General features: G+C 35.3%; 19 protein-coding genes, 1 pseudogene and 1 riboswitch. Of the genes and pseudogenes, 7 read left to right on the top strand and 13 right to left on the bottom strand.

Going from position 1 to position 18,266, the window contains the following annotated elements; all coding sequences use genetic code 11:
• Positions 1–129: 129 nt before the first annotated feature.
• The 3 genes from A9G42_RS10165 to A9G42_RS10155 all read left to right on the top strand — a co-directional run bounded on the left by A9G42_RS10165 (position 130) and on the right by A9G42_RS10155 (position 2,042).
• Entirely contained in the window at positions 130–333 is a 204-nt protein-coding gene (locus A9G42_RS10165) for a heavy-metal-associated domain-containing protein (protein ID WP_065580527.1), read from the top strand.
• A gap of 177 nt (positions 334–510) precedes the next feature.
• The gene (locus A9G42_RS10160; protein ID WP_065653359.1) at positions 511–966 is read left to right on the top strand and encodes an STY0301 family protein; all 456 of its coding nucleotides are present in this window, start codon (positions 511–513) and stop codon (positions 964–966) included.
• Between the two features lie 617 nt (positions 967–1,583).
• Positions 1,584–2,042: an STY0301 family protein gene (locus tag A9G42_RS10155; protein WP_143425425.1), complete on the top strand. Its 459-nt coding sequence runs from the start codon at positions 1,584–1,586 to the stop codon at positions 2,040–2,042.
• Positions 2,043–2,114: 72 nt separating this feature from the next.
• Here the strand turns inward: A9G42_RS10155 and thiD are convergent, their stop codons facing one another.
• From thiD to A9G42_RS10090, 13 genes and pseudogenes are all read right to left on the bottom strand, one after another.
• Positions 2,115–2,909 (bottom strand): bifunctional hydroxymethylpyrimidine kinase/phosphomethylpyrimidine kinase, encoded by a 795-nt coding sequence (thiD, locus tag A9G42_RS10150; protein WP_065653357.1) that lies wholly within the window; start codon positions 2,907–2,909, stop codon positions 2,115–2,117.
• An 11-nt stretch (positions 2,910–2,920) separates the two neighbouring features.
• The gene (gene thiE / locus A9G42_RS10145) at positions 2,921–3,562 is read right to left on the bottom strand and encodes a thiamine phosphate synthase (RefSeq protein ID WP_065653356.1); all 642 of its coding nucleotides are present in this window, start codon (positions 3,560–3,562) and stop codon (positions 2,921–2,923) included.
• Between the two features lie 8 nt (positions 3,563–3,570).
• On the bottom strand, positions 3,571–4,359 hold the full coding sequence (gene thiM / locus A9G42_RS10140) for a hydroxyethylthiazole kinase (RefSeq protein WP_065653355.1): 789 nt from the start codon (positions 4,357–4,359) through the stop codon (positions 3,571–3,573).
• A 56-nt stretch (positions 4,360–4,415) separates the two neighbouring features.
• Positions 4,416–4,517: riboswitch (TPP riboswitch) on the bottom strand.
• Positions 4,518–4,556: 39 nt separating this feature from the next.
• Positions 4,557–5,918 (bottom strand): Trk system potassium transporter TrkA, encoded by a 1,362-nt coding sequence (trkA, locus tag A9G42_RS10135; protein WP_065653354.1) that lies wholly within the window; start codon positions 5,916–5,918, stop codon positions 4,557–4,559.
• A gap of 108 nt (positions 5,919–6,026) precedes the next feature.
• Complete coding sequence (trpS, locus tag A9G42_RS10130; protein ID WP_065580712.1) at positions 6,027–7,022, bottom strand: tryptophan--tRNA ligase; 996 nt, start codon at positions 7,020–7,022, stop codon at positions 6,027–6,029.
• A 23-nt stretch (positions 7,023–7,045) separates the two neighbouring features.
• Positions 7,046–7,741 carry a phosphoglycolate phosphatase gene (locus A9G42_RS10125; protein WP_065580713.1) on the bottom strand — a complete coding sequence of 232 codons (696 nt, stop codon included), beginning with the start codon at positions 7,739–7,741 and terminating at the stop codon, positions 7,046–7,048.
• Positions 7,734–8,411 (bottom strand): ribulose-phosphate 3-epimerase, encoded by a 678-nt coding sequence (gene rpe, locus A9G42_RS10120; RefSeq protein ID WP_065653353.1) that lies wholly within the window; start codon positions 8,409–8,411, stop codon positions 7,734–7,736. Before rpe ends, A9G42_RS10125 begins: the two co-directional genes overlap by 8 nt.
• Before the next feature lie 39 nt (positions 8,412–8,450).
• The gene (locus tag A9G42_RS10115; protein ID WP_065567875.1) at positions 8,451–9,272 is read right to left on the bottom strand and encodes a Dam family site-specific DNA-(adenine-N6)-methyltransferase; all 822 of its coding nucleotides are present in this window, start codon (positions 9,270–9,272) and stop codon (positions 8,451–8,453) included.
• A gap of 48 nt (positions 9,273–9,320) precedes the next feature.
• Complete coding sequence (locus A9G42_RS10110) at positions 9,321–10,109, bottom strand: SPOR domain-containing protein (RefSeq protein ID WP_065653352.1); 789 nt, start codon at positions 10,107–10,109, stop codon at positions 9,321–9,323.
• A 67-nt stretch (positions 10,110–10,176) separates the two neighbouring features.
• Complete coding sequence (gene aroK / locus A9G42_RS10105) at positions 10,177–10,698, bottom strand: shikimate kinase AroK (protein WP_065567873.1); 522 nt, start codon at positions 10,696–10,698, stop codon at positions 10,177–10,179.
• A gap of 184 nt (positions 10,699–10,882) precedes the next feature.
• The gene (gutQ, locus tag A9G42_RS10100; protein WP_065567872.1) at positions 10,883–11,845 is read right to left on the bottom strand and encodes an arabinose-5-phosphate isomerase GutQ; all 963 of its coding nucleotides are present in this window, start codon (positions 11,843–11,845) and stop codon (positions 10,883–10,885) included.
• Positions 11,846–12,046: 201 nt separating this feature from the next.
• Positions 12,047–12,674: pseudogene (locus tag A9G42_RS14860) on the bottom strand (LysE family transporter).
• 9 nt (positions 12,675–12,683) lie between these two features.
• Entirely contained in the window at positions 12,684–14,126 is a 1,443-nt protein-coding gene (locus A9G42_RS10090; protein ID WP_065653351.1) for an LTA synthase family protein, read from the bottom strand.
• Positions 14,127–14,371: 245 nt separating this feature from the next.
• Here A9G42_RS10090 and A9G42_RS10085 point away from each other — a divergent pair, with 245 nt between their 5' ends.
• The 4 genes from A9G42_RS10085 (at position 14,372) to A9G42_RS10070 (ending at position 18,251) form a co-directional block, all read left to right on the top strand.
• Positions 14,372–15,010: a nitroreductase family protein gene (locus A9G42_RS10085; protein WP_065567870.1), complete on the top strand. Its 639-nt coding sequence runs from the start codon at positions 14,372–14,374 to the stop codon at positions 15,008–15,010.
• A 17-nt stretch (positions 15,011–15,027) separates the two neighbouring features.
• Positions 15,028–16,230: an FTR1 family iron permease gene (locus A9G42_RS10080; RefSeq protein WP_065567869.1), complete on the top strand. Its 1,203-nt coding sequence runs from the start codon at positions 15,028–15,030 to the stop codon at positions 16,228–16,230.
• A gap of 143 nt (positions 16,231–16,373) precedes the next feature.
• The gene (locus A9G42_RS10075; RefSeq protein ID WP_442903039.1) at positions 16,374–16,901 is read left to right on the top strand and encodes an iron transporter; all 528 of its coding nucleotides are present in this window, start codon (positions 16,374–16,376) and stop codon (positions 16,899–16,901) included.
• 99 nt (positions 16,902–17,000) lie between these two features.
• Positions 17,001–18,251 carry a Fe-S-containing protein gene (locus A9G42_RS10070; protein ID WP_065580719.1) on the top strand — a complete coding sequence of 417 codons (1,251 nt, stop codon included), beginning with the start codon at positions 17,001–17,003 and terminating at the stop codon, positions 18,249–18,251.
• Positions 18,252–18,266 lie beyond the last annotated feature (15 nt).

Genomic DNA, 18,266 nt, shown 5'->3' with positions numbered 1-18,266 from the left:
AAGTGTAAAAAGGAAGTAAATATTATCATCTTTATGAAAAAAACTAAATGTAATCAAATAAAATTAGTGTTATAAATAGGTATTTTGTTTGGTTGTTTATTAAATAACATTAGGAATAGAGAGATTTTTATGAAATTGATAGTCGATAATATGAATTGCCAGCATTGTGTGAAAATGATAACAAAAGCGATTAATGACATTGACCCAAACGCAAAAGTGACCGTTGATTTAACTAAGCGCCAAGTTGCTATCGAAAATAGTTCCATTACACAAGAAGCCGCTATCACTGCGATTAATGAGGCTGGTTATGAGTTTGTTGGAACTGCGAACTGACTATCTCTATATTTGATAGCACTAGGTTTCTTAGGCATCTTTGTTATGCTACCTTGCTGAAATTTTACCTTAAAACAGAAATAACAAAAAATTTGTTTAAAGTATCAGCATATTTTGGAAAATGCTAGAATGCGTTTATCTATTTATTAATAAGCTATTGTGAAAAGGATATAGACTATGAAAGGTAAAATATTGAATGTTACTGCGGCTATTATGGCTTGGTTTAGTGCAGTTTTTTTTGTTAATGCTTATCAGATTGATTGCCCACAAAACATCAAAGTTAAAGAAGAAGTTGAAAACATGCCTGATGGATGGGAGGTTTCTGATAAAGATAGCCTGAGTAGCTCTTTTCATAGCATGATTGTTTATTACGATAACCCTTCTAGAATGGGTGTTTTAAAACCAGCAAAAGGAACGGTTGCTGGTAAGAAACATGAGTTAATATGGGAAGTTAATTACCACACAGATGTTGAACCTTATTATGTTAGTTGCGCTTACAGTACAAGCAGAATTGAGCTAATAAAAAAAATTGATTCATCAATGAAAAGTTGCTGGGCTGACTATTTTGAAGATGAACAAGGAAAAAGAGGGACACTTACCTGTAGCACAAGTGAGGCAAAGGACTTGCATTAGTTGAAATATGGGATTTGTTGTTATATGTATTGTTATATGTAATAGCCGATAACTCAAATCCCACTAAAATTTTAAACCCTAGTTTATTTTTTCAATACATTATTTTAATTTAAGTTTTAATGTTCTAATAATACTTTTCATAGAATTATATAAAACGTCTTAAACCAACTTAATGCTAATCATTTATTTGTTACCATCATTGATAAAAATAATGTGTAGGCTCAATACGTTTGCCAATGGTTAAATTAATTGCCCCTTGCAAATGTTTTATGGCTTCTTCTAGATTGCTACATTGGGGAAATAATACTGCAATTTTGGTAAAGTGTGTGCAATCCGTATCGTGGATATTTTTAGTTTGAGTTTTGTATGATAGTGATGAGTCTTATTTTATGGTATAGGGCTTTTTTGGCGATATCTCCGTCATGCTACCTTGCTAAAAACTTACTCCAAAACAGAAATAATAAAAAACTCGTTTAATTTAGATAACATGGTGAAAATAGCTTAATGACTTATAAATAATTATAATTGTTTTTATTTAAGATATTAACATGATTTTTTGAAATCTTAGAATGCTTTTATCTTTTTATTAATAGGTAATTGTTAGAAGGATAGATAATATGAAAAGGAAAATATTGAGTGTTACTCTAGCTATTATGGCTTGGTTTGGAGCGGTTTTTTTTGTTAATGCCTATCAAATTGATTGCCCACAAAACATCAAGGCTAAAGAAGAAGTTGAAAACAGGCCTAATGGGTGGGAGGTTTCTGATGATATAAATAGTTTAACGGTATCGTTTAGTAGCATGATTGTTTATCACGGTAAGCCTTCTAGAAAGGTCAGTTTAAAACCAGCAAAAGGATGGGTTGAAGGTAAGAAACATGAGTTAATATGGGAAGTCGATTTTAAAGCAGATGTTGAACCTTATTATGTTAGTTGCTCTTATAATGGAAGTAGAATTGAGCTAATAAAAAGAATTGATTTATCAATGAAAAGTTGTTGGGCTGATTATTTTGAAGATGGACAAGGAAAAAAAGGAACACTTACCTGTAGCACAAGTGAAGCAAAAGATTTGCATTAGTTGAAATATGGGATTTGTTGTTATATATAATAGCTGACAACTTAAATCCCATTTAGACTATTTATTGTGCGATCACCACCAGCGGTAAAAATGGTGTGTTGGACCAATTCCGTTACCAATATTTAAATTATCAGCATGGCTAATGGCTCCTTGCAAATAATTTTTAGCCTGCATTACGGCTTCTGCTAAATTATATTTGGGTAACAATGCGGTAATTGCTGCAGATAGTGTGCAACCTGTGCCGTGAGTATTTTTAGTTTGAATTCGTGGAGAAGTTATTCTTATTACATTATCTTGGGTTATCAAATAATCAGGGCTTTGACTACCTGACAAATGCCCGCCTTTCATTAAAACCGCCTTGCAACCCAATTTGAGTAATTCATCCCCTTGCTTTTGCATATCATCTTCGTTTTTGGCCTCACCACAATCAAGTAGTGCTGCTGCTTCAGGAATATTAGGGGTAACAATGGTTGCTAAGGGTAATAATAACTCACGAATAGCAGTTATGGCATCAGATTTGAGCAGGGGATGTCCTCCTTTAGCTATCATTACAGTATCTAAGACGATAGCAGGAATAGCATTTGTGCTAAGAAGATGGTGAACTGCTATGACTATCTCTTTATTCATTAGCATTCCCATTTTTACACTATTAATTTGAATATCTTGATATAGCGTATTGAATTGAGCTGCAACAAATTCAGGGGTAATGGCTAATACCGCATCAACCCCTTGTGTGCTTTGTGCTGTTAATGCAGTGATAACTGACATACCATAAGCACCGAGTGCCGAAAAAGTTTTTAAATCGGCTTGAATTCCTGCGCCACCGCTGGGATCTGAACCAGCAATGGTTAATGCAATTGTTGTCATAATTGTATGCCCTATTTAGCCTTCTTGATTTGCGTAATGAGTGATAACGTCGCTTGCTCAATATCTTGTTTACCACAAATAGCTGAAACCACAGCAACGCCTTCGATGCCTGTTTGAATAACGTTAGTCACATTACTTTCATCAATACCGCCAATGGCTACAGCAGGACATTGCTTCAGTTCTATTAGTTCGACTAATAGTTCGGTTCCCAGTGCTACTGCTGCATCTTTTTTCGTTGCGGTTGGAAAGATAGGACCAATACCAATATAATCGACCTTATGCCATGGAACGCTATCAAGTTGACGTCGATTAGCGATCGAAAACCCTAACCATTTATCTCTACCAATTAATTGACGAGTAACATCAACAGGAAGATCACTTTGTCCAATATGTACACCATCGGCGTCAACCGCTAAAGCAATATCGACATGATCATTAATAAACAGTGGTACGGGTGTTTCATTCAGCGCTTCTTTCAATGCTAATGCGGCATAATACCAATCTTTACCGCTAAACTTATGTTCAGATCTTAACTGTACTGCAGTTGCCCCATTAGAAACAGCAATTTTTGTGGTATTTACCATGCCACTAATACCACCACATAATAATGGATCAAGGACTAAATAAAGCGTTAAATCTAATTGCTTTTTCATCTTGTTCCTTATTGATGCAATGAATTAAACAGAGATAGTTGATCTAGTAGTGATACCGCAAAGGTACCTAATCCTTGCTGTTTATTGGCACGTTGACCTGCTTTTTTCATCATAAAACAAGCTGAGGCGGTAGCTGATAAAGGATCTGGTGAATTGGCAATAAAAGCAGCTACCATAGCAGATAGTGCACAGCCTGTTCCTGTTACTTTTGTTAAAGCAATATCCCCACCAGTAATGCTATATAAGATGTTGCCGTTAGTGATATAATCAATATCCCCCGTCATTGCAACAATCGTTTGATATTTTTGTGCAAGTGCTTTGGCTGCATGTACAGCAGATGTCGTTGAGTTTTGACCATCAGGTCCTTTCGATGATCCATTTTCACCATTTAGTACTAATATTTCTGATGCATTACCGCGTATGACTGTTGGTTTTAATGATAGTAATTGACGTACAATTTCAGTTCGATAATCAAGCGCCCCCCCCACAGCGACAGGATCAAGTACCCATGGAGTTTGTGTTTGCAAAGCTTGGGTTGTTGCTAATAACATACTTTTGGCTGTGCTACTGTTAATGGTGCCAATATTAATCAATAAACTATCCGCAATGGCGACAAATGATTCCACCTCTTGCTTGGCAATAATCATTGCTGGTGATGCGCCAATAGCGAGTAACACATTTGCGGTAAAATTTTGCACGACATCATTTGTAATACAATGCACTAATGGGTTTTGTTGTTTTACATGGTGGATAAAAGGCGTTGCTTGTACTAATTGAAATGGCTTATTGTCTAACATATTTATTCCCTGTTATTTTAGAACTAAAATATTGGGAAGAATTTGCCAAATTAAAGCTAAGACGGCTTAGACTTCCCTACGCTGGCATGATCCAGATCAGGTTCAACGGGTAAAATCTCAGTTTTTTGTCAAAACAAAAAACACCCCGAGTCAAAATTTACTCATTCATTATGAACTGACTATCAGTTTTTAACAAGCTATTGTAATAACTTTTCAATATCTGTTATTGCCTTTCTATCTGGCAAAAAGATGATTAGATGATCATTATCTTCTATCATCAAATCAGTATTAATAATAATCACATCTTCACCACGAACAACAGCTCCAATTGTTGCGCCTGAAGGTAGTTTTAAGCCATTAATATTTTTACCCACCAGTCTTGATGTATCATTATTGCCTTTGGCAACCACTTCGACAATTTCAGATTCACCTTGCCTTAGCGAAACGACTTTAACCATACCAGTTTGTCTTACATGACTTAATAGTTCTGAAATGGTGGCATGTTGTGGCGATATTGCGATATCAATCACACTATCATTAATCAATTCAAGGTAGGCTTGGCGTTGAATTAGTACGATCACTTTTTTTGCGCCCATTCTTTTGGCAAGCATAGATGACATGATATTGGATTCATCGTCACCAGTGACTGCAATAAAAAGATCGGTAAGTTCGACTTGCTCTTGTGAAAGTAATTCTTGATCGGATGACTCACCATGCAACACTGTGGTATTAACCAGTTGCTCGGCAATGAGTTCGGCTCGCTCAGCATTGCGTTCAATTAACTTGACTTGGTAATCATTTTCCAAACGCTTTGCTAAAGTGACAGCAACACTACCACCACCACTAATAATGATTCGCTTATAAGGTTTTTCTAATCGTTGTAGTTCACTGGTTACAGCTTTGATATTAACTGGTGGCGTAATAAAATACACCATATCTCCCGCTTCAACCAAGGTTGAGCCAAGCGGACGAATAAAGCGGTTTTTACGATAAATAGCAACCACTCGCGCTTCAACATGAGGTAAATGTTCTTTGAGCTCGGATAATTCACTGCCAACTAAAGCACCGCCATAATAAGCCGTTACCGCCACTAGACACACTCGGTTATCATAAAAAGAAGCAAATTGCAATGAGCCAGGGTATTGAACTAATTGACTTATATGATTAGTGATAAGATTTTCTGGGGCAATAATATGATCGATATTAATACAGTCTTTATTGAAAAAAGGATAATTTTCATCATTATATTCAGGCGCTCTAATGCGAGCCACTTTTTGTGGAATACTAAATAAGACATGACCAATTTGGCAGGCCATCATATTGACTTCATCAGAGTTAGTTACAGCAACAAGCATATCGGCCGATTCAGCGCCAGCACTTTCTAATACCTGAGGATAGGATGATTTTCCACAAATTACCTGTAAATCAAAACGCTCTTGTAGCGATTGCAATCTATCATGATCTTCATCCACCACAGTAACATCATTTTGTTTTTCGGTAACAAGATATTCCGCAAGTGCACTACCTGTTTGTCCTGCACCAAGAATAATAATCTTCATAACTAGCCTATATATTTAGATGGCTTTAACCATTATCCATTTACTTAGTATATTAAAGCCATTGCATATCATTCATTTTTTAGTCGCAATCTGTTATTGATTTTGCAATTATACAAACCCGATTGCATCATAGACTTTTTTCAACGTTGGCTCGGCTTTTGAACGTGCTTTCTCAGCCCCATCTTGCATGATTGAAAATAGATAATGCTCATCGTCACGATACTCACGATATTTAGCTTGCAAGGTAGTTAGCATGTCAATGACTTGCGTTGCAACTTCTGTTTTGAGGTGACCATACATTTTACCTTCAAACTCTTTTTCAAGCTCGGCAATAGGTTTACCTGTCACACCAGTTAAAATATCAAGTAGATTTGAAACACCAGCTTTATTTTTAAGATCATAGCGTACTACAGGTGGTTCATCAGAATCAGTCATCGCACGTTTAATTTTCTTCTCAATGTCTTTTGGATTTTCGAGTAACCCAATCACATTATTACGGTTTTCATCTGATTTAGACATTTTCTTAGCCGGCTCCTGCAATGACATAACGCGCGCACCAACCTTGGCAATAAACGGCTCTGGAACAGTAAAAATATCACCATAAAGCGCATTAAAACGCATAGCAATATCACGGCATAGTTCAAGATGCTGTTTTTGATCATCACCAACAGGAACTAAGTTTGCTTGATAGAGTAAAATATCAGCAGCCATAAGCACAGGATAATCAAATAGCCCTGCATTGATATTTTCTGAATGGCGTGATGACTTATCTTTAAATTGCGTCATACGGCTGAGTTCACCAAAATAGGTGTAGCAATTTAAAGCCCAGCCTAACTCTGCATGTGCAGGCACATGCGATTGTACAAAAATAGTGCTTTTTTGTGGATCGATACCACAAGCTAAATAAAGCGCTAGTGTATCTAATGTGGCTTTACGTAATTTGTTTGGATCTTGACGTACGGTAATTGCATGCTGATTAACAATACAATAAACGCAATCATATTCGTTTTGCAAAGACACCCAATTTTTTAAAGCACCTAAGTAGTTGCCAAGTGTTAGTTCCCCTGATGGCTGAGCGCCACTAAATACAATCGGTTTACTCATAATTTATTCCTAATTTATACTCATTATTTTTTTGCATCAGTTTTTGGCTGAGGTAGAATTGTTAATATATCTTTAAAATCGTCAAATAAAAAATCGGGATTGCTAGTAGCAATTGAAACGCCATAATTATAGCCATAGCTTAAGGCAACAGTTGGGCAGTTGGCATTTTGCGCAGCAGTGATATCGTTTTTCGAATCACCAACAAAAAGTAACTGATCGCTAAACAATCCAAATTTCGCCATTACTTGATACAAAGGCGCTGGATGTGGTTTTAATTTAATCACATCTCCACCGCCAAGCACTAGCGAAAAGAACTCTTTTATGCCTAATGACGCTAGTAATGCAGGTAAAAATTGGGCTGGCTTATTGGTCACTAATGCAAGTGGATAATGATTATCATAAAGCACTTTTAAAGTTTCTTTAACATTCGGAAACAGCCTAGTTTCGGCATCAATAACTTTATCATAATGTTGGTTAAATAATATCTTGGCTTTGGCGAATAGTTCTTTTGATGGCTCAATACTAATGGCTTTAAAAACACGTTCTAGCATGACATCAATACCATTACCAACGAAATTTTTGATCTGCTCATTGCTGATGGTTGGTAAATTCAACTCCGCTAGCATATTTTGTGTCGCCAATGCTAGCCCTGGTACGCTATCAACTAATGTACCATCTAAATCGAATGCTATCGCTTGAATATTGTCTAGTTTATTCATGTATAACTCCTGCTAGCTCCTTACGCATTGCATCAATAACTGTTTTATAATTAGGCTGATTAAAGATCGCCGAACCAGCAACAAACATATCTGCACCTGCTTTAGCTATTTCAGCAATATTTTCTACTTTTACCCCACCGTCAATTTCTAAACGAATATTTAATCCTGATGCAATTATACGTTGTTTAACTTGTTGTAATTTTTTCAAGGTTGCGGGAATAAAAGATTGCCCCCCAAAGCCAGGATTAACGCTCATCAACAAAATAATATCAATTTTGTCCATGACATAATCTAAATAATCCAGTGGTGTGGCTGGATTTAGTACAATACCTGCCGTACAACCATGATCTTTAATTAATTGTAATGAACGATCTAAATGAATCGTCGCTTCTGGATGAATAGAGATATTAGTAGCACCAGCTTTAGCAAATGAGACTATTAGCTCTTCAACAGGAGATGCCATCAAATGCACATCAATAGGTGCGCTAATGCCATAATCTCGCAGTGCTTTACAAAACATCGCTCCCATTGTTAGATTAGGTACAAAATGGTTATCCATAACATCAAAATGGATAACATCGGCTCCAGCGTCAATGACCTTTTGTGCATCTTCACCAAGGCGCACAAAATCAGCTGACAATATTGATGGAGCAATAATAAATTTTCTCATAACCTACCTCATGATAACTCATTTTATATTCAAGCCTGATTATGACTTTTTATAGAGCGCTAAAATCTCATCAATTTTTTTACGACCCTCACCTGCACAGCTAATTGAACGACGCATTTCTGCGCGATAAAGCTCGCTTGCTTTGCTATAAAGAGTCATTGTGTAATCAGTATAATGATTAGATACTAGCACGGGTATATTCTTTTTATATGCTATAGTTTCAGCCAATTTCGACAAGTTTTTATGTTCTTCAAATCCAAAAATATTTGAATAATAAGCTGTAAACCCTACTGATTGATTTGGGGATATGTAGGGCGGATCACAATAAATAACCGAATTTCTTTCTGCCTTCTTCATGACCTCATGATAAGGTGCGCAAATAAATTTTGCTTTTTGTGCTTTTTCTGCAAAAAAATAAAGTTCTTTTTCAGGAAAATAAATGGTTTTATAACGCCCAAATGGCACATTAAATAATCCACTATTGTTATAACGACATAGGCCGTTATAACAATGTCGGTTTAAATAAACAAATAATAATGATCTAAAATATCGATCTTTACTATGATTAAATACATCTCTAAGCTGATAAAACGCATCAGGTTGATTATTTTGAGTAGTAAAAAGCAATCTGAGATCACGAATAAATTGATCTGGAGTTGATTGTAACAAGGTATATAGTGAAATTAAGTCTTGATTGATATCCGCTAGAATATAGTTTTCGTAGTTTGTATTTAAAAACACAGAACCAGCTCCGACAAAAGGCTCAATCAATAGATCGCCTTCTGGAAGATACCGTTTGATTGTGTCCACAAGCTCATACTTTCCTCCAGCCCATTTTAAAAAGGCTCGTTGCTTCTTCAACGGATACTCCTATTTGTCGTTGATTGGATAAATAAACGATATTACTTATTATTTTTCTATTTTTTCTTTATTAACAACCGCACCCGATTTAACCCATGGTTTATCTTTTAAGAGTGCTGATGGTAAAGATTTAATAGCTTTACGTGCTTCATTAGCTGATGAATAATCACCTTTTACTAAAATAAACCACGTTCCTGAACTATATTCAGTTTTATATATATGGTAATTAGTTATATTGTTTTGTTTAATAAATTTTTTCAAACCCTCAACTGATTTGGATGCACTTAGCTGAATAACATAATGATCATTACTTATTTTAATTTTTTTTCCTAAATCAGCTTTTTCTTCTTTACGATTAACTGTTTTCTTATCATGATCATTATTATTTTTCTTAGTATTAGTTGATTGTGAAATATTTATATTATTAGAAATACCAGCGTTAGTTCTTCTATTTTGTGTTGTAATAGTATTAGAGTGTCCCTTAGCCTCAGAATTTAGATTATCTATTGAGCTTAAACTATCATCTGTATTATCAGAACTTTCAGTTTGAGATCCATTAACAGCCGCGCCACTTTGTCCATTCGAAATCAAACTGTTAGTTTCTTCTGTTGCCGTAACATCATTAACGGTAGGTGGTGTTAATGCTGTTACTTCATTTTCGCGAGAAGAGTAAAAAATAGTCAAGCCAAGCAATAATAGAAAAATAATGGCTATCGAACCGAAGATAACTAATTTTTTCTTTGGAAAATTTTGAAGAAGGTTTAGCAACTTTAATGAAGGCGTAGAGTCCTTACTCGGTTGCTCTGAAATATAACGGTCATCTTTATCTACACGCATACTTACTCCTTAACCTATAAAAAGGTTTATTACTTCATTAATAGCTATTACTTCCAAAATAAGTTACTTAAATCTGTTCTATTTTATCAATAATATAACTGGCAACACCTTTGGCACTTTGCTCATCAGTTTTAATGGTAATATCGGCAATTTCTTCATAAAGAGGTTCACGTTCACCTGCGAGTTCTTCATAAAGCTCGCGAGGTGTGTTACCGCCTTGCAGTAATGGACGACGTTTATCTTTTTGTGTTCTTGCCATTTGCTTTTCAATGGTTGTTTCAAGATAAACAACAATTCCACGCGCTGACAATCGATTGCGTGTCTCTTTTGATAAGACAGAACCACCACCAGTTGCCAGAACTACGCCCTGTTTTTCAGTCAATTCGTTAATGACTTTCTCTTCTCTGGCACGGAATCCCTCTTCTCCTTCTAGGTCAAAAATCCATGCAATATCGGCTCCAGTACGTTTCTCAATCTCTTGATCTGAGTCAAAAAAATCCATGCCTAACTGTTGCGCAATTTGTCGGCCTATTGTGCTTTTTCCTGCCCCCATAGGGCCAATTAGAAAGATATTTCGCTTTTCTGCCATTGTAGTTTCATCATCTATTAATTTTGGTTAAAATATACAACACAACATCGATTTGAATTGATTAAAAATCATGCAAAATTCAATTGTGTAACTTTTTCTTTGATCTCCGTCTAACGACAAAAATTTAGGTCGGTAATTATCTCAATAGATAGTACCTTTTGGCAATAGGTATTTATTAATAGTTTTAGCTAATACCAGCTTGATGCAAATCATGAATGTTTAAAGCACCGACTAATTCACCCTCATTGTTAACGACTGGTGCAGCGGTAATATTATGATCATTAAAGGATTTTAATGCTTCAACCGCTTTCCAATTATCAGGGATAAGGTATCCAGGGCTAGTCATAACATCCAAAATACTATCTTGTAATGTACCATTTTTCAATAATAACCGACGTAAATCGCCATCGGTAAATACTCCAATTATTTTATTATTATTCTGACAGATTGCAACTAAACCTACACCTGTTCGACTTAATTCTAGCATAGCATCAAGAACCGTTGCTGTTTGTGGAACTTTAGGTATTCGATCGCCTGTTCGCATCACATCTCTGACATGATTAAGTAATTTAGCACCTAAACTACCTGCTGGGTGGGAGCGAGCAAAATCTTCTTCTCTAAAACCTCGAGCTCGCATTACAGCAATCGCCAGCGCATCACCCATCAATAATGTGTTGGTTGAGCTTGATGTTGGCGCTAATCCCATTGGGCAGGCCTCTTTTTCTATCGAGATATTTAAAACAGCTTGAGCTGATTTAGCCAATGGTGAATCAACTCCGCCAGTAATTGCAATTACAGGTACATTCATTGCAGCGAGGATAGGCAGAATAATATTAAATTCTTTTGCCCGTCCGGAATAAGAGATTAAAATAGCCACATCATTGGCTGTAACCATGCCTAAATCGCCATGCAAGGCTTCCGAAGGATGCATAAAAAAAGCGGGGCTGCCCGTACTTGCTAACGATGCAGCAATTTTTTTTCCAATATGTCCTGATTTTCCAATACCTGAAACAACAACCTTACCTTTGGTGGTTAAGATAAGCTGGCATGCATTAATAAAATCTTTGCCAAGCCGATTAGGTAACTTTTCCGCTTCTTGTAACTCTAGTTCAAGAACTTCTCGACCATATTGTAATAATTTATCCATTTTCAATTAGCCTGTCGAATAAAAAAATCAGTGTCCAGTGAATGTATAATCGGTAAATAAAAGTAATCGATTATAAAAGCTAAACTCTTATCAGTTTAACAATTAACGATCGAATATTCAAAAAAAGAAAGTCTTTTTATCAAAACTTTTCAGGTAAACAGGTGTTTGAAAGTAAATATTAGTTCACAACATTAGAATAACTTAAAGTCCGAAAGCAACTTTTACACCTAATGTAATTAAAATAGTACCTAATAATTTATCGAAAATAGATTGAATTTTAAAATAACGCCGTTGTATTGTTTGATTTTGAAAAACAAACACCACAAAAGGCCACCAAAAAAAGGCTTCAATCCAAATGATAAATGCAATGATAAGTTTATCAATCGTTGATGATTCAGCATCAAGCATTTGCGTAAAAATTGCTAGAAAAAATAACGTTGCTTTAGGATTAAGTAGATTACATAAAAAAACTTGCATAAAAGCCAATTTTGCTGAAATTAGCTGCTTAGTTAGTTGTTTGCCAACTAAGCAAGTGGTCACATTAGAGGCAAATAATGCTTTAAAGCCAAGCCATATAAGGTAAGCGGCACCAGCATAGCATAGCGTAGCGTGTTATAGAGCAATGGAATGGTGCCAATCAGCACCGCAAGACCGGCAACGCAATAGCTAATATGAATCAAAATAGCCGTGATCACATCTAAACAAGTAAATAACGCTGTTTTTCGGCGATAATTTAAGCTGTTTTTAACACTAAAAAGAAATCAGGCCCAGGCGAAATCATCCTTAAAAAACTGGTAGAGCCAACTAAAAGCAATGTATCACCCCCCATTTTCGGCACCTATTTAAATACCTGTGCTGAATTATTGATCGTTGCGATATTGGCTTTATTTTTTTCAATAAACTGTTTTTTATCAAAATTAGGGGCAGATAAATAGTCAGTTAGAAATTTGCCATTACTTGCAACTTGTGCCCCATTTAAAATTAAACGAGGCAAATCAATTTGGTAAATGGTTTGATCGGGTGTTTTTTGTAGATCTTGTATACTTGCGTTAGTTAATAGATAAAGCTTGCGCTCTTTTTGTGAAAGGCGATTAATGGTTGGCGTACCAGATCCCATCATTAAATGATCTGGGAAAATATAAAATACAGTGTTTTCTAATACCCCTTCATCTTTTAATTGTTGAATAAATAACCCTAAATTATGATCTAATGAAGCAGCAACAAAAGACATATTATCTGGTTTGGGTGAAATAATTGATTTCATTCTTTCGTCATCAAAACCATTTGGAGCATGAGTTGAAACGGTTGATACAAATAAGGCAAATGGTTGGTTATTTTGACGCATTTGTGTAATCTGTTTTTGCGCAACATCAAAAATATCTTTGTCATATAATCCAAATGGTGCTGCTGGGTATTGCCCAACGTAATTTTTTTCCGAAATGACTTGCATACCCAAAAGCTCAGCAGTATGCCCAATACCAGCAAAATCAGGGCTAGGCATCACATAACGGGTTTGATATCCAGCTTGTTTTAGCACATCACCCAAACTAACTAAGTTTGTTTGGTTTGCACGCATTAATGGGGATGTTGTGTAACCGCCAATTAAAAATGGCATGCCTGTCATATAAGTATACATGGAAGCAGTCGTCCAAGTGCTTCCAGGGCTCATTGGCATATTGGTAAAAAAAGTATAATCTTGGCGAAGATGCCGTAAATTAGGTGTAATATCTTCAAAGTCGAGAAAACCTTGTTCAAACGATTCTAATGATAAAACAATAATATTTTTACCTTGTTGACTAACAAGCTGGTTTTTATTGGTGTAATTAGTCATGTTGAGTGATTGCAATGCTTGCTCAAATGGTTCGCGCGGAGCACTAGTAACCTGATATATTTCATATAACCGGCTTAATGGTCCATTGTGGTAACTAATTGAAAATATAGCGATAACAGCGAGTAACGCACGAGGCAATAATCGGCATTTCCCTTTACACCAATTAGCGAGTTTTAATAGTAAAAAAATGAAAGAAAAAAAGACTACAATGACCAAAACTGCTTGCAATTTAAAAATAAATAGCCCTTCTATAATATCATTTATATTTAAATTCACATAAAACTGATAATCAATAAATCCACCACTAAAGTAGATAGAAGTTAGCTCCATTACAATAAAAATCGTTAATAAAGTTACGATTAAAAATTGCCATTTTTTCTTTTTAAAGAGCGAGGCAAAAACAATTGTGATAATAAAAAGAGGTAAAACAATGAATGTCGATAATGGCATAAGATTTGTTACTCAATTTCTCAAAAATCAATTTTGCTAAAGTATATACTCAATACATAAAAAAATAAAAATATCGGTTAATGCTGTTTAATTTATCACATTATCTTCATAGCCTAACTTGAAAAGTGCTAATGGCAAAAGCAGACTTTTCATATATCAAATGATAATTATTAGCATTTGATGTTGATAATTGAAACCGTTAGCAATAAGATATCGCCAATAATGTCAAATAATTAGGTATTACTATGTCGTGTTATGTACGAAAATTAGCTTTAATTCTATTATCATCGTTGATTCCTTTCGCGTTATGTTATGCCGATATTTCATTACCTAAGCCACAAATAAAAGATGGAATGAGCTTATTTGAAAGCTTAAAAAAACGTGCTTCAACATCTGGTGGCGGGTTTCCTACTGGTAAGATTTCTGATGAGGAACTTTCACAAGTGCTTTGGGCAGCAAGTGGGTTGAACCGAGGTAAAACAGGATGGACAGTACCAATGGTTAAAGGTAAGCCTCCTTATGTACGAATTTATATTGCTAGTGAAAAAGGCACTTTTTTATATGAGTGGGAAGGTCATTATTTAAGAGAAATTAATAATAAAGATATTCGCGCCGACATTGGTTTGCAAAATTTTACTAAGCGAGCCGCCTATTCATTAATTTTTGTGTCAGATGCTAATGTATTGGCTGATATAAATCCCGAAGAAAGTGCTCACTTTAATTATACTGCTGTTGGCGCAATGAGTCAGAATGCTTATTTAGCTGCGGCAGCATTGAAATTAAATGCTCGTTATATTCATTCCATCAAGTCAGATGCCATAATTCAAGCACTAGAATTGCCTGAAGATCGCAAGCCTCTTGGTATGCTGATATTAGGAAAATAAAAGGCAATTAAATAATTATGAAAAAATATTTAACACTGGTTTTATTATTTATTGCAAGCTTAATTGCTTTTGCGCCAACCTCTTATGCACAAGCAAAAAAGTATGAAAGTTGGAATGCCATTGTTGATGAAATGGATGAAATTTTAAATGATGCTTATGATATCTATTTCATGACAGATGCTGAACGTGCAAAAGCCCGCGTTAATGAAGCTTATTTTGGCTTTTATGAAAAACATGGTGTTGAGCGTGCTGTTATGTCTTATATTTCGGGCAAACGAGGCACTGATACCGAATACCAATTTGCTAAAATTAAACGATTAATGACAAATGGTGCTCCCAATAAAGTTGTTCGAGCAGAAATTGACACTATTTTAAAAATGCTGCATCAAGATGCTAACGAATTGGATGGTAAAAAAGAGAGTGGCTGGCGTGTTTTATTCGCATCGTTTATTATCATCTTTCGAGAAGGTCTTGAAGCTATTTTAGTGATTGCAGCAATATCAGCTTATTTAGTGCGTTCTGGTAATATTGCTATGGTCAAAGTGGTATATATGAGCGCAATTGTTGCAGTTTTTGCCAGTATTTTAGCTGCTATTGCTCTTTATACTGTGTTTGATATCAGTGGTGCAAATCAAGAAATTATTGAAGGCGTTGCTATGCTTTTGGCAACTATAGTGTTATTTTTTATTAGTAATTGGATGTTTTCAAAGGCAGAAGCTGAAGTTTGGAAGAGTTATGTTGAAGGAAAAGTACAAACTGCTGTTTCATCTGGTAGTTGTTTAGCTTTAGGTTTCGCTGCTTTTCTAGCTGTTTTTCGTGAAGGAGCAGAAACAATCTTATTTTATCAAGCCATGATTACTGAAGCTAAAGAACACATACATATGGTTTGGTATGGACTTGTGATAGGAACGATTGTTCTTGCAATTATTTTTGTTGTTATTCGTTTTGGTACTATGAAGTTACCAATCAGACCTTTCTTTATAGGCACGAGTATTTTGATGTATATCATGGCGATAGCTTTTGCTGGAGGTGGAGTAAAAGAACTCCAAGAAGCAGATATTATTACTGTTACGCCTGTTGATTTTGTGCACTCTATTGAAGTATTAGGTATTTACCCAACAATCGAAACTTTATTACCACAAGTTGTTATGGTATTTATTGTGTTAGTGTCAGTTATGTATTACAAATTTCAATGCAACCATAAAAACAAAAAATGGTAAGCATGACTAATATTATTTAATTCAAACCATTTGGAATGTATGGTTAGAATATTGCATAAATATTATGAAAATAAAAAGTAGTCAAAAACAACGTGAAGGAGTTTTCAATGAAAAAATTAGTTTTATCAGCGAGTATTGCCTCAATGCTTGCTTTATCTTCATTTGCTCACGCAGCGGCGCCAGCACCAGGTGAACAAAAAGGATTTGAGGAGTTTCCAATTGGTGATGAAGTCACTGTTGGCCCATTACACATTGGTGCTGTTTATTTCCAACCAGTGGATATGGAGCCAGCTAGTATGGGGGGGCTTCCTGCATCAAAATCAGATATGCATATTGAAGCGGATATCTCGGCTGCTGAAGGTAATAATTTAGGTTATGGTGTCGGCGATTTTGTACCTTATTTAACCGTTAAATATAAAATTCAAAAACAAGGCAGTGATAAAGCTATCGAAGGTAACTTTATGCCAATGAATGCATCGGATGGTCCTCATTATGGTAATAATATTAAGCTTGACGGTGCTGGTAAATATAAAGTTACATTTATTATTGAAAATCCAGAAAAGCAAGGTTATTTGTTACACGTAGATAAAGAAACAGGTGTCGAGGGGCGTTTTTGGAAAAAGCCAATCGAAGTTTCTTGGGACTTTGATTATATCCCGCGTGCATGGTAATTATTAGAAAAAACTAAGTATAATTATATTTAATAATTGATCATCAGTTATGGTGAGCTTGTGCTCACCAATAACATTTGGAATAGCTAGGCAATAAATATGCTTCAATATCTTATTAATATTACCGATAATACTTTCGTTCCTGTAATGATGATGGCACTACTAAGTGCAGCGATTGTAAAATCAACCTTTCCTTATGGTAAAAAGAGTATTTTGTTCGGTTTTATATTGGGATTGATAGCATCATTGATTTATGCCATTTTAAAACGTAATACTGGCTTAGCGGTTCGTGAGTTTTATGATCTTGGAGTAATTACGCTTTGGGTTATAATTGCTATACCACTAATGGCTAGCATTTACTTACAAAAAACTATTGATAACTGCGTTGGCATAATCTTATTTTCACTCCTATTTACGCTTGGTATCGGCTCGATAAGTGCCCAGTTCTTACCCAATTTAATACTCTATCCATTCGAATTTTCAGTCGGGATGGATTCTATATTTAATAATGATTACTTGTTTAAATGGGTTGGTTATAGTTTTTCTTTGCTTGTTGTTTTGCTAACAGGATTATTTATTTACCGCGTCTGCGATCGCTTATCTGCTAAATTTGTTTTTGTCATTACTTCACTGTCTATCATTATTTTCACTATCCAAAACAGTATTAATATTCTACAAATTCTAATTGTTAGGCGCTTTATTTCATCACAACCATGGATGATGGAATTAGTCATTTTTATCCTTAGCCATGTTAATTGCTTCACTTTTATTTTTATGGCAATTGTGCTTGGTTTAGCTTTAATCTTGTTCATAAAGTCAAAAACCACCTCATTAGTAGGCAGCAACCCTGCTCAAATTCGCAAACTCAAAGCGCAATTGCGCAACGATAGAAGAAATGCGCTATTGATTATGGCAGGTTCGGCGATAACCGCTTATACCGTAACGCGTGCTCGTTATATTTTTGAAAAAGGAGTAGAACTTACACCAGCAGAACCAATATCGCCTAATAGTGATGGATTAATTGTTATTTCTCTTGATAAAGTCAATGATGGTAATTTACATCGTTATGGCTACCAAGCAACCGATGGTACCTTAGTTCGCTTTATTATCATAAAAAAAAGCGATAATGCTTATGGTGTTGGATTTGATGCTTGTGATATTTGTGGAGCAAGTGGTTATTACCAACGGGGTGATCAAGTGGTTTGTATTTTATGTGATGTAGTGATGAATATTGCCACAATTGGATTTCCTGGTGGTTGTAATCCTGTACCACTTAAATATGAAATTATTGATGGTAACATGGTGATCCGTCCTGCTAATCTTGAAGCAGAAAAAAGTCGTTTTAAATAAAAACGTATTAAAAGG

Origin of the sequence: Gilliamella sp. Nev6-6, from assembly GCF_001690605.1 — a bacterium.
GTDB lineage: Bacteria > Pseudomonadota > Gammaproteobacteria > Enterobacterales > Orbaceae > Gilliamella > Gilliamella apicola_C.
Note: the sequence above shows the minus strand (reverse complement) of the source record. Positions and strands in the feature narration are given on the sequence as shown.

Excerpts from the sequence above, each read along its gene's own strand:
- A9G42_RS10165 (WP_065580527.1), top strand. The coding sequence starts at position 130 with ATGAAATTGATAGTCGATAATATGAATTGCCAGCATTGTGTGAAAATG.
- A9G42_RS10160 (WP_065653359.1), top strand. The coding sequence starts at position 511 with ATGAAAGGTAAAATATTGAATGTTACTGCGGCTATTATGGCTTGGTTT.
- A9G42_RS10155 (WP_143425425.1), top strand. The coding sequence starts at position 1,584 with ATGAAAAGGAAAATATTGAGTGTTACTCTAGCTATTATGGCTTGGTTT.
- thiD (WP_065653357.1), bottom strand. The coding sequence starts at position 2,909 with ATGACAACAATTGCATTAACCATTGCTGGTTCAGATCCCAGCGGTGGC.
- thiE (WP_065653356.1), bottom strand. The coding sequence starts at position 3,562 with ATGAAAAAGCAATTAGATTTAACGCTTTATTTAGTCCTTGATCCATTA.
- thiM (WP_065653355.1), bottom strand. The coding sequence starts at position 4,359 with ATGTTAGACAATAAGCCATTTCAATTAGTACAAGCAACGCCTTTTATC.
- trkA (WP_065653354.1), bottom strand. The coding sequence starts at position 5,918 with ATGAAGATTATTATTCTTGGTGCAGGACAAACAGGTAGTGCACTTGCG.
- trpS (WP_065580712.1), bottom strand. The coding sequence starts at position 7,022 with ATGAGTAAACCGATTGTATTTAGTGGCGCTCAGCCATCAGGGGAACTA.
- A9G42_RS10125 (WP_065580713.1), bottom strand. The coding sequence starts at position 7,741 with ATGAATAAACTAGACAATATTCAAGCGATAGCATTCGATTTAGATGGT.
- rpe (WP_065653353.1), bottom strand. The coding sequence starts at position 8,411 with ATGAGAAAATTTATTATTGCTCCATCAATATTGTCAGCTGATTTTGTG.
- A9G42_RS10110 (WP_065653352.1), bottom strand. The coding sequence starts at position 10,109 with ATGCGTGTAGATAAAGATGACCGTTATATTTCAGAGCAACCGAGTAAG.
- aroK (WP_065567873.1), bottom strand. The coding sequence starts at position 10,698 with ATGGCAGAAAAGCGAAATATCTTTCTAATTGGCCCTATGGGGGCAGGA.
- gutQ (WP_065567872.1), bottom strand. The coding sequence starts at position 11,845 with ATGGATAAATTATTACAATATGGTCGAGAAGTTCTTGAACTAGAGTTA.
- A9G42_RS10090 (WP_065653351.1), bottom strand. The coding sequence starts at position 14,126 with ATGCCATTATCGACATTCATTGTTTTACCTCTTTTTATTATCACAATT.
- A9G42_RS10085 (WP_065567870.1), top strand. The coding sequence starts at position 14,372 with ATGTCGTGTTATGTACGAAAATTAGCTTTAATTCTATTATCATCGTTG.
- A9G42_RS10080 (WP_065567869.1), top strand. The coding sequence starts at position 15,028 with ATGAAAAAATATTTAACACTGGTTTTATTATTTATTGCAAGCTTAATT.
- A9G42_RS10075 (WP_442903039.1), top strand. The coding sequence starts at position 16,374 with ATGCTTGCTTTATCTTCATTTGCTCACGCAGCGGCGCCAGCACCAGGT.
- A9G42_RS10070 (WP_065580719.1), top strand. The coding sequence starts at position 17,001 with ATGCTTCAATATCTTATTAATATTACCGATAATACTTTCGTTCCTGTA.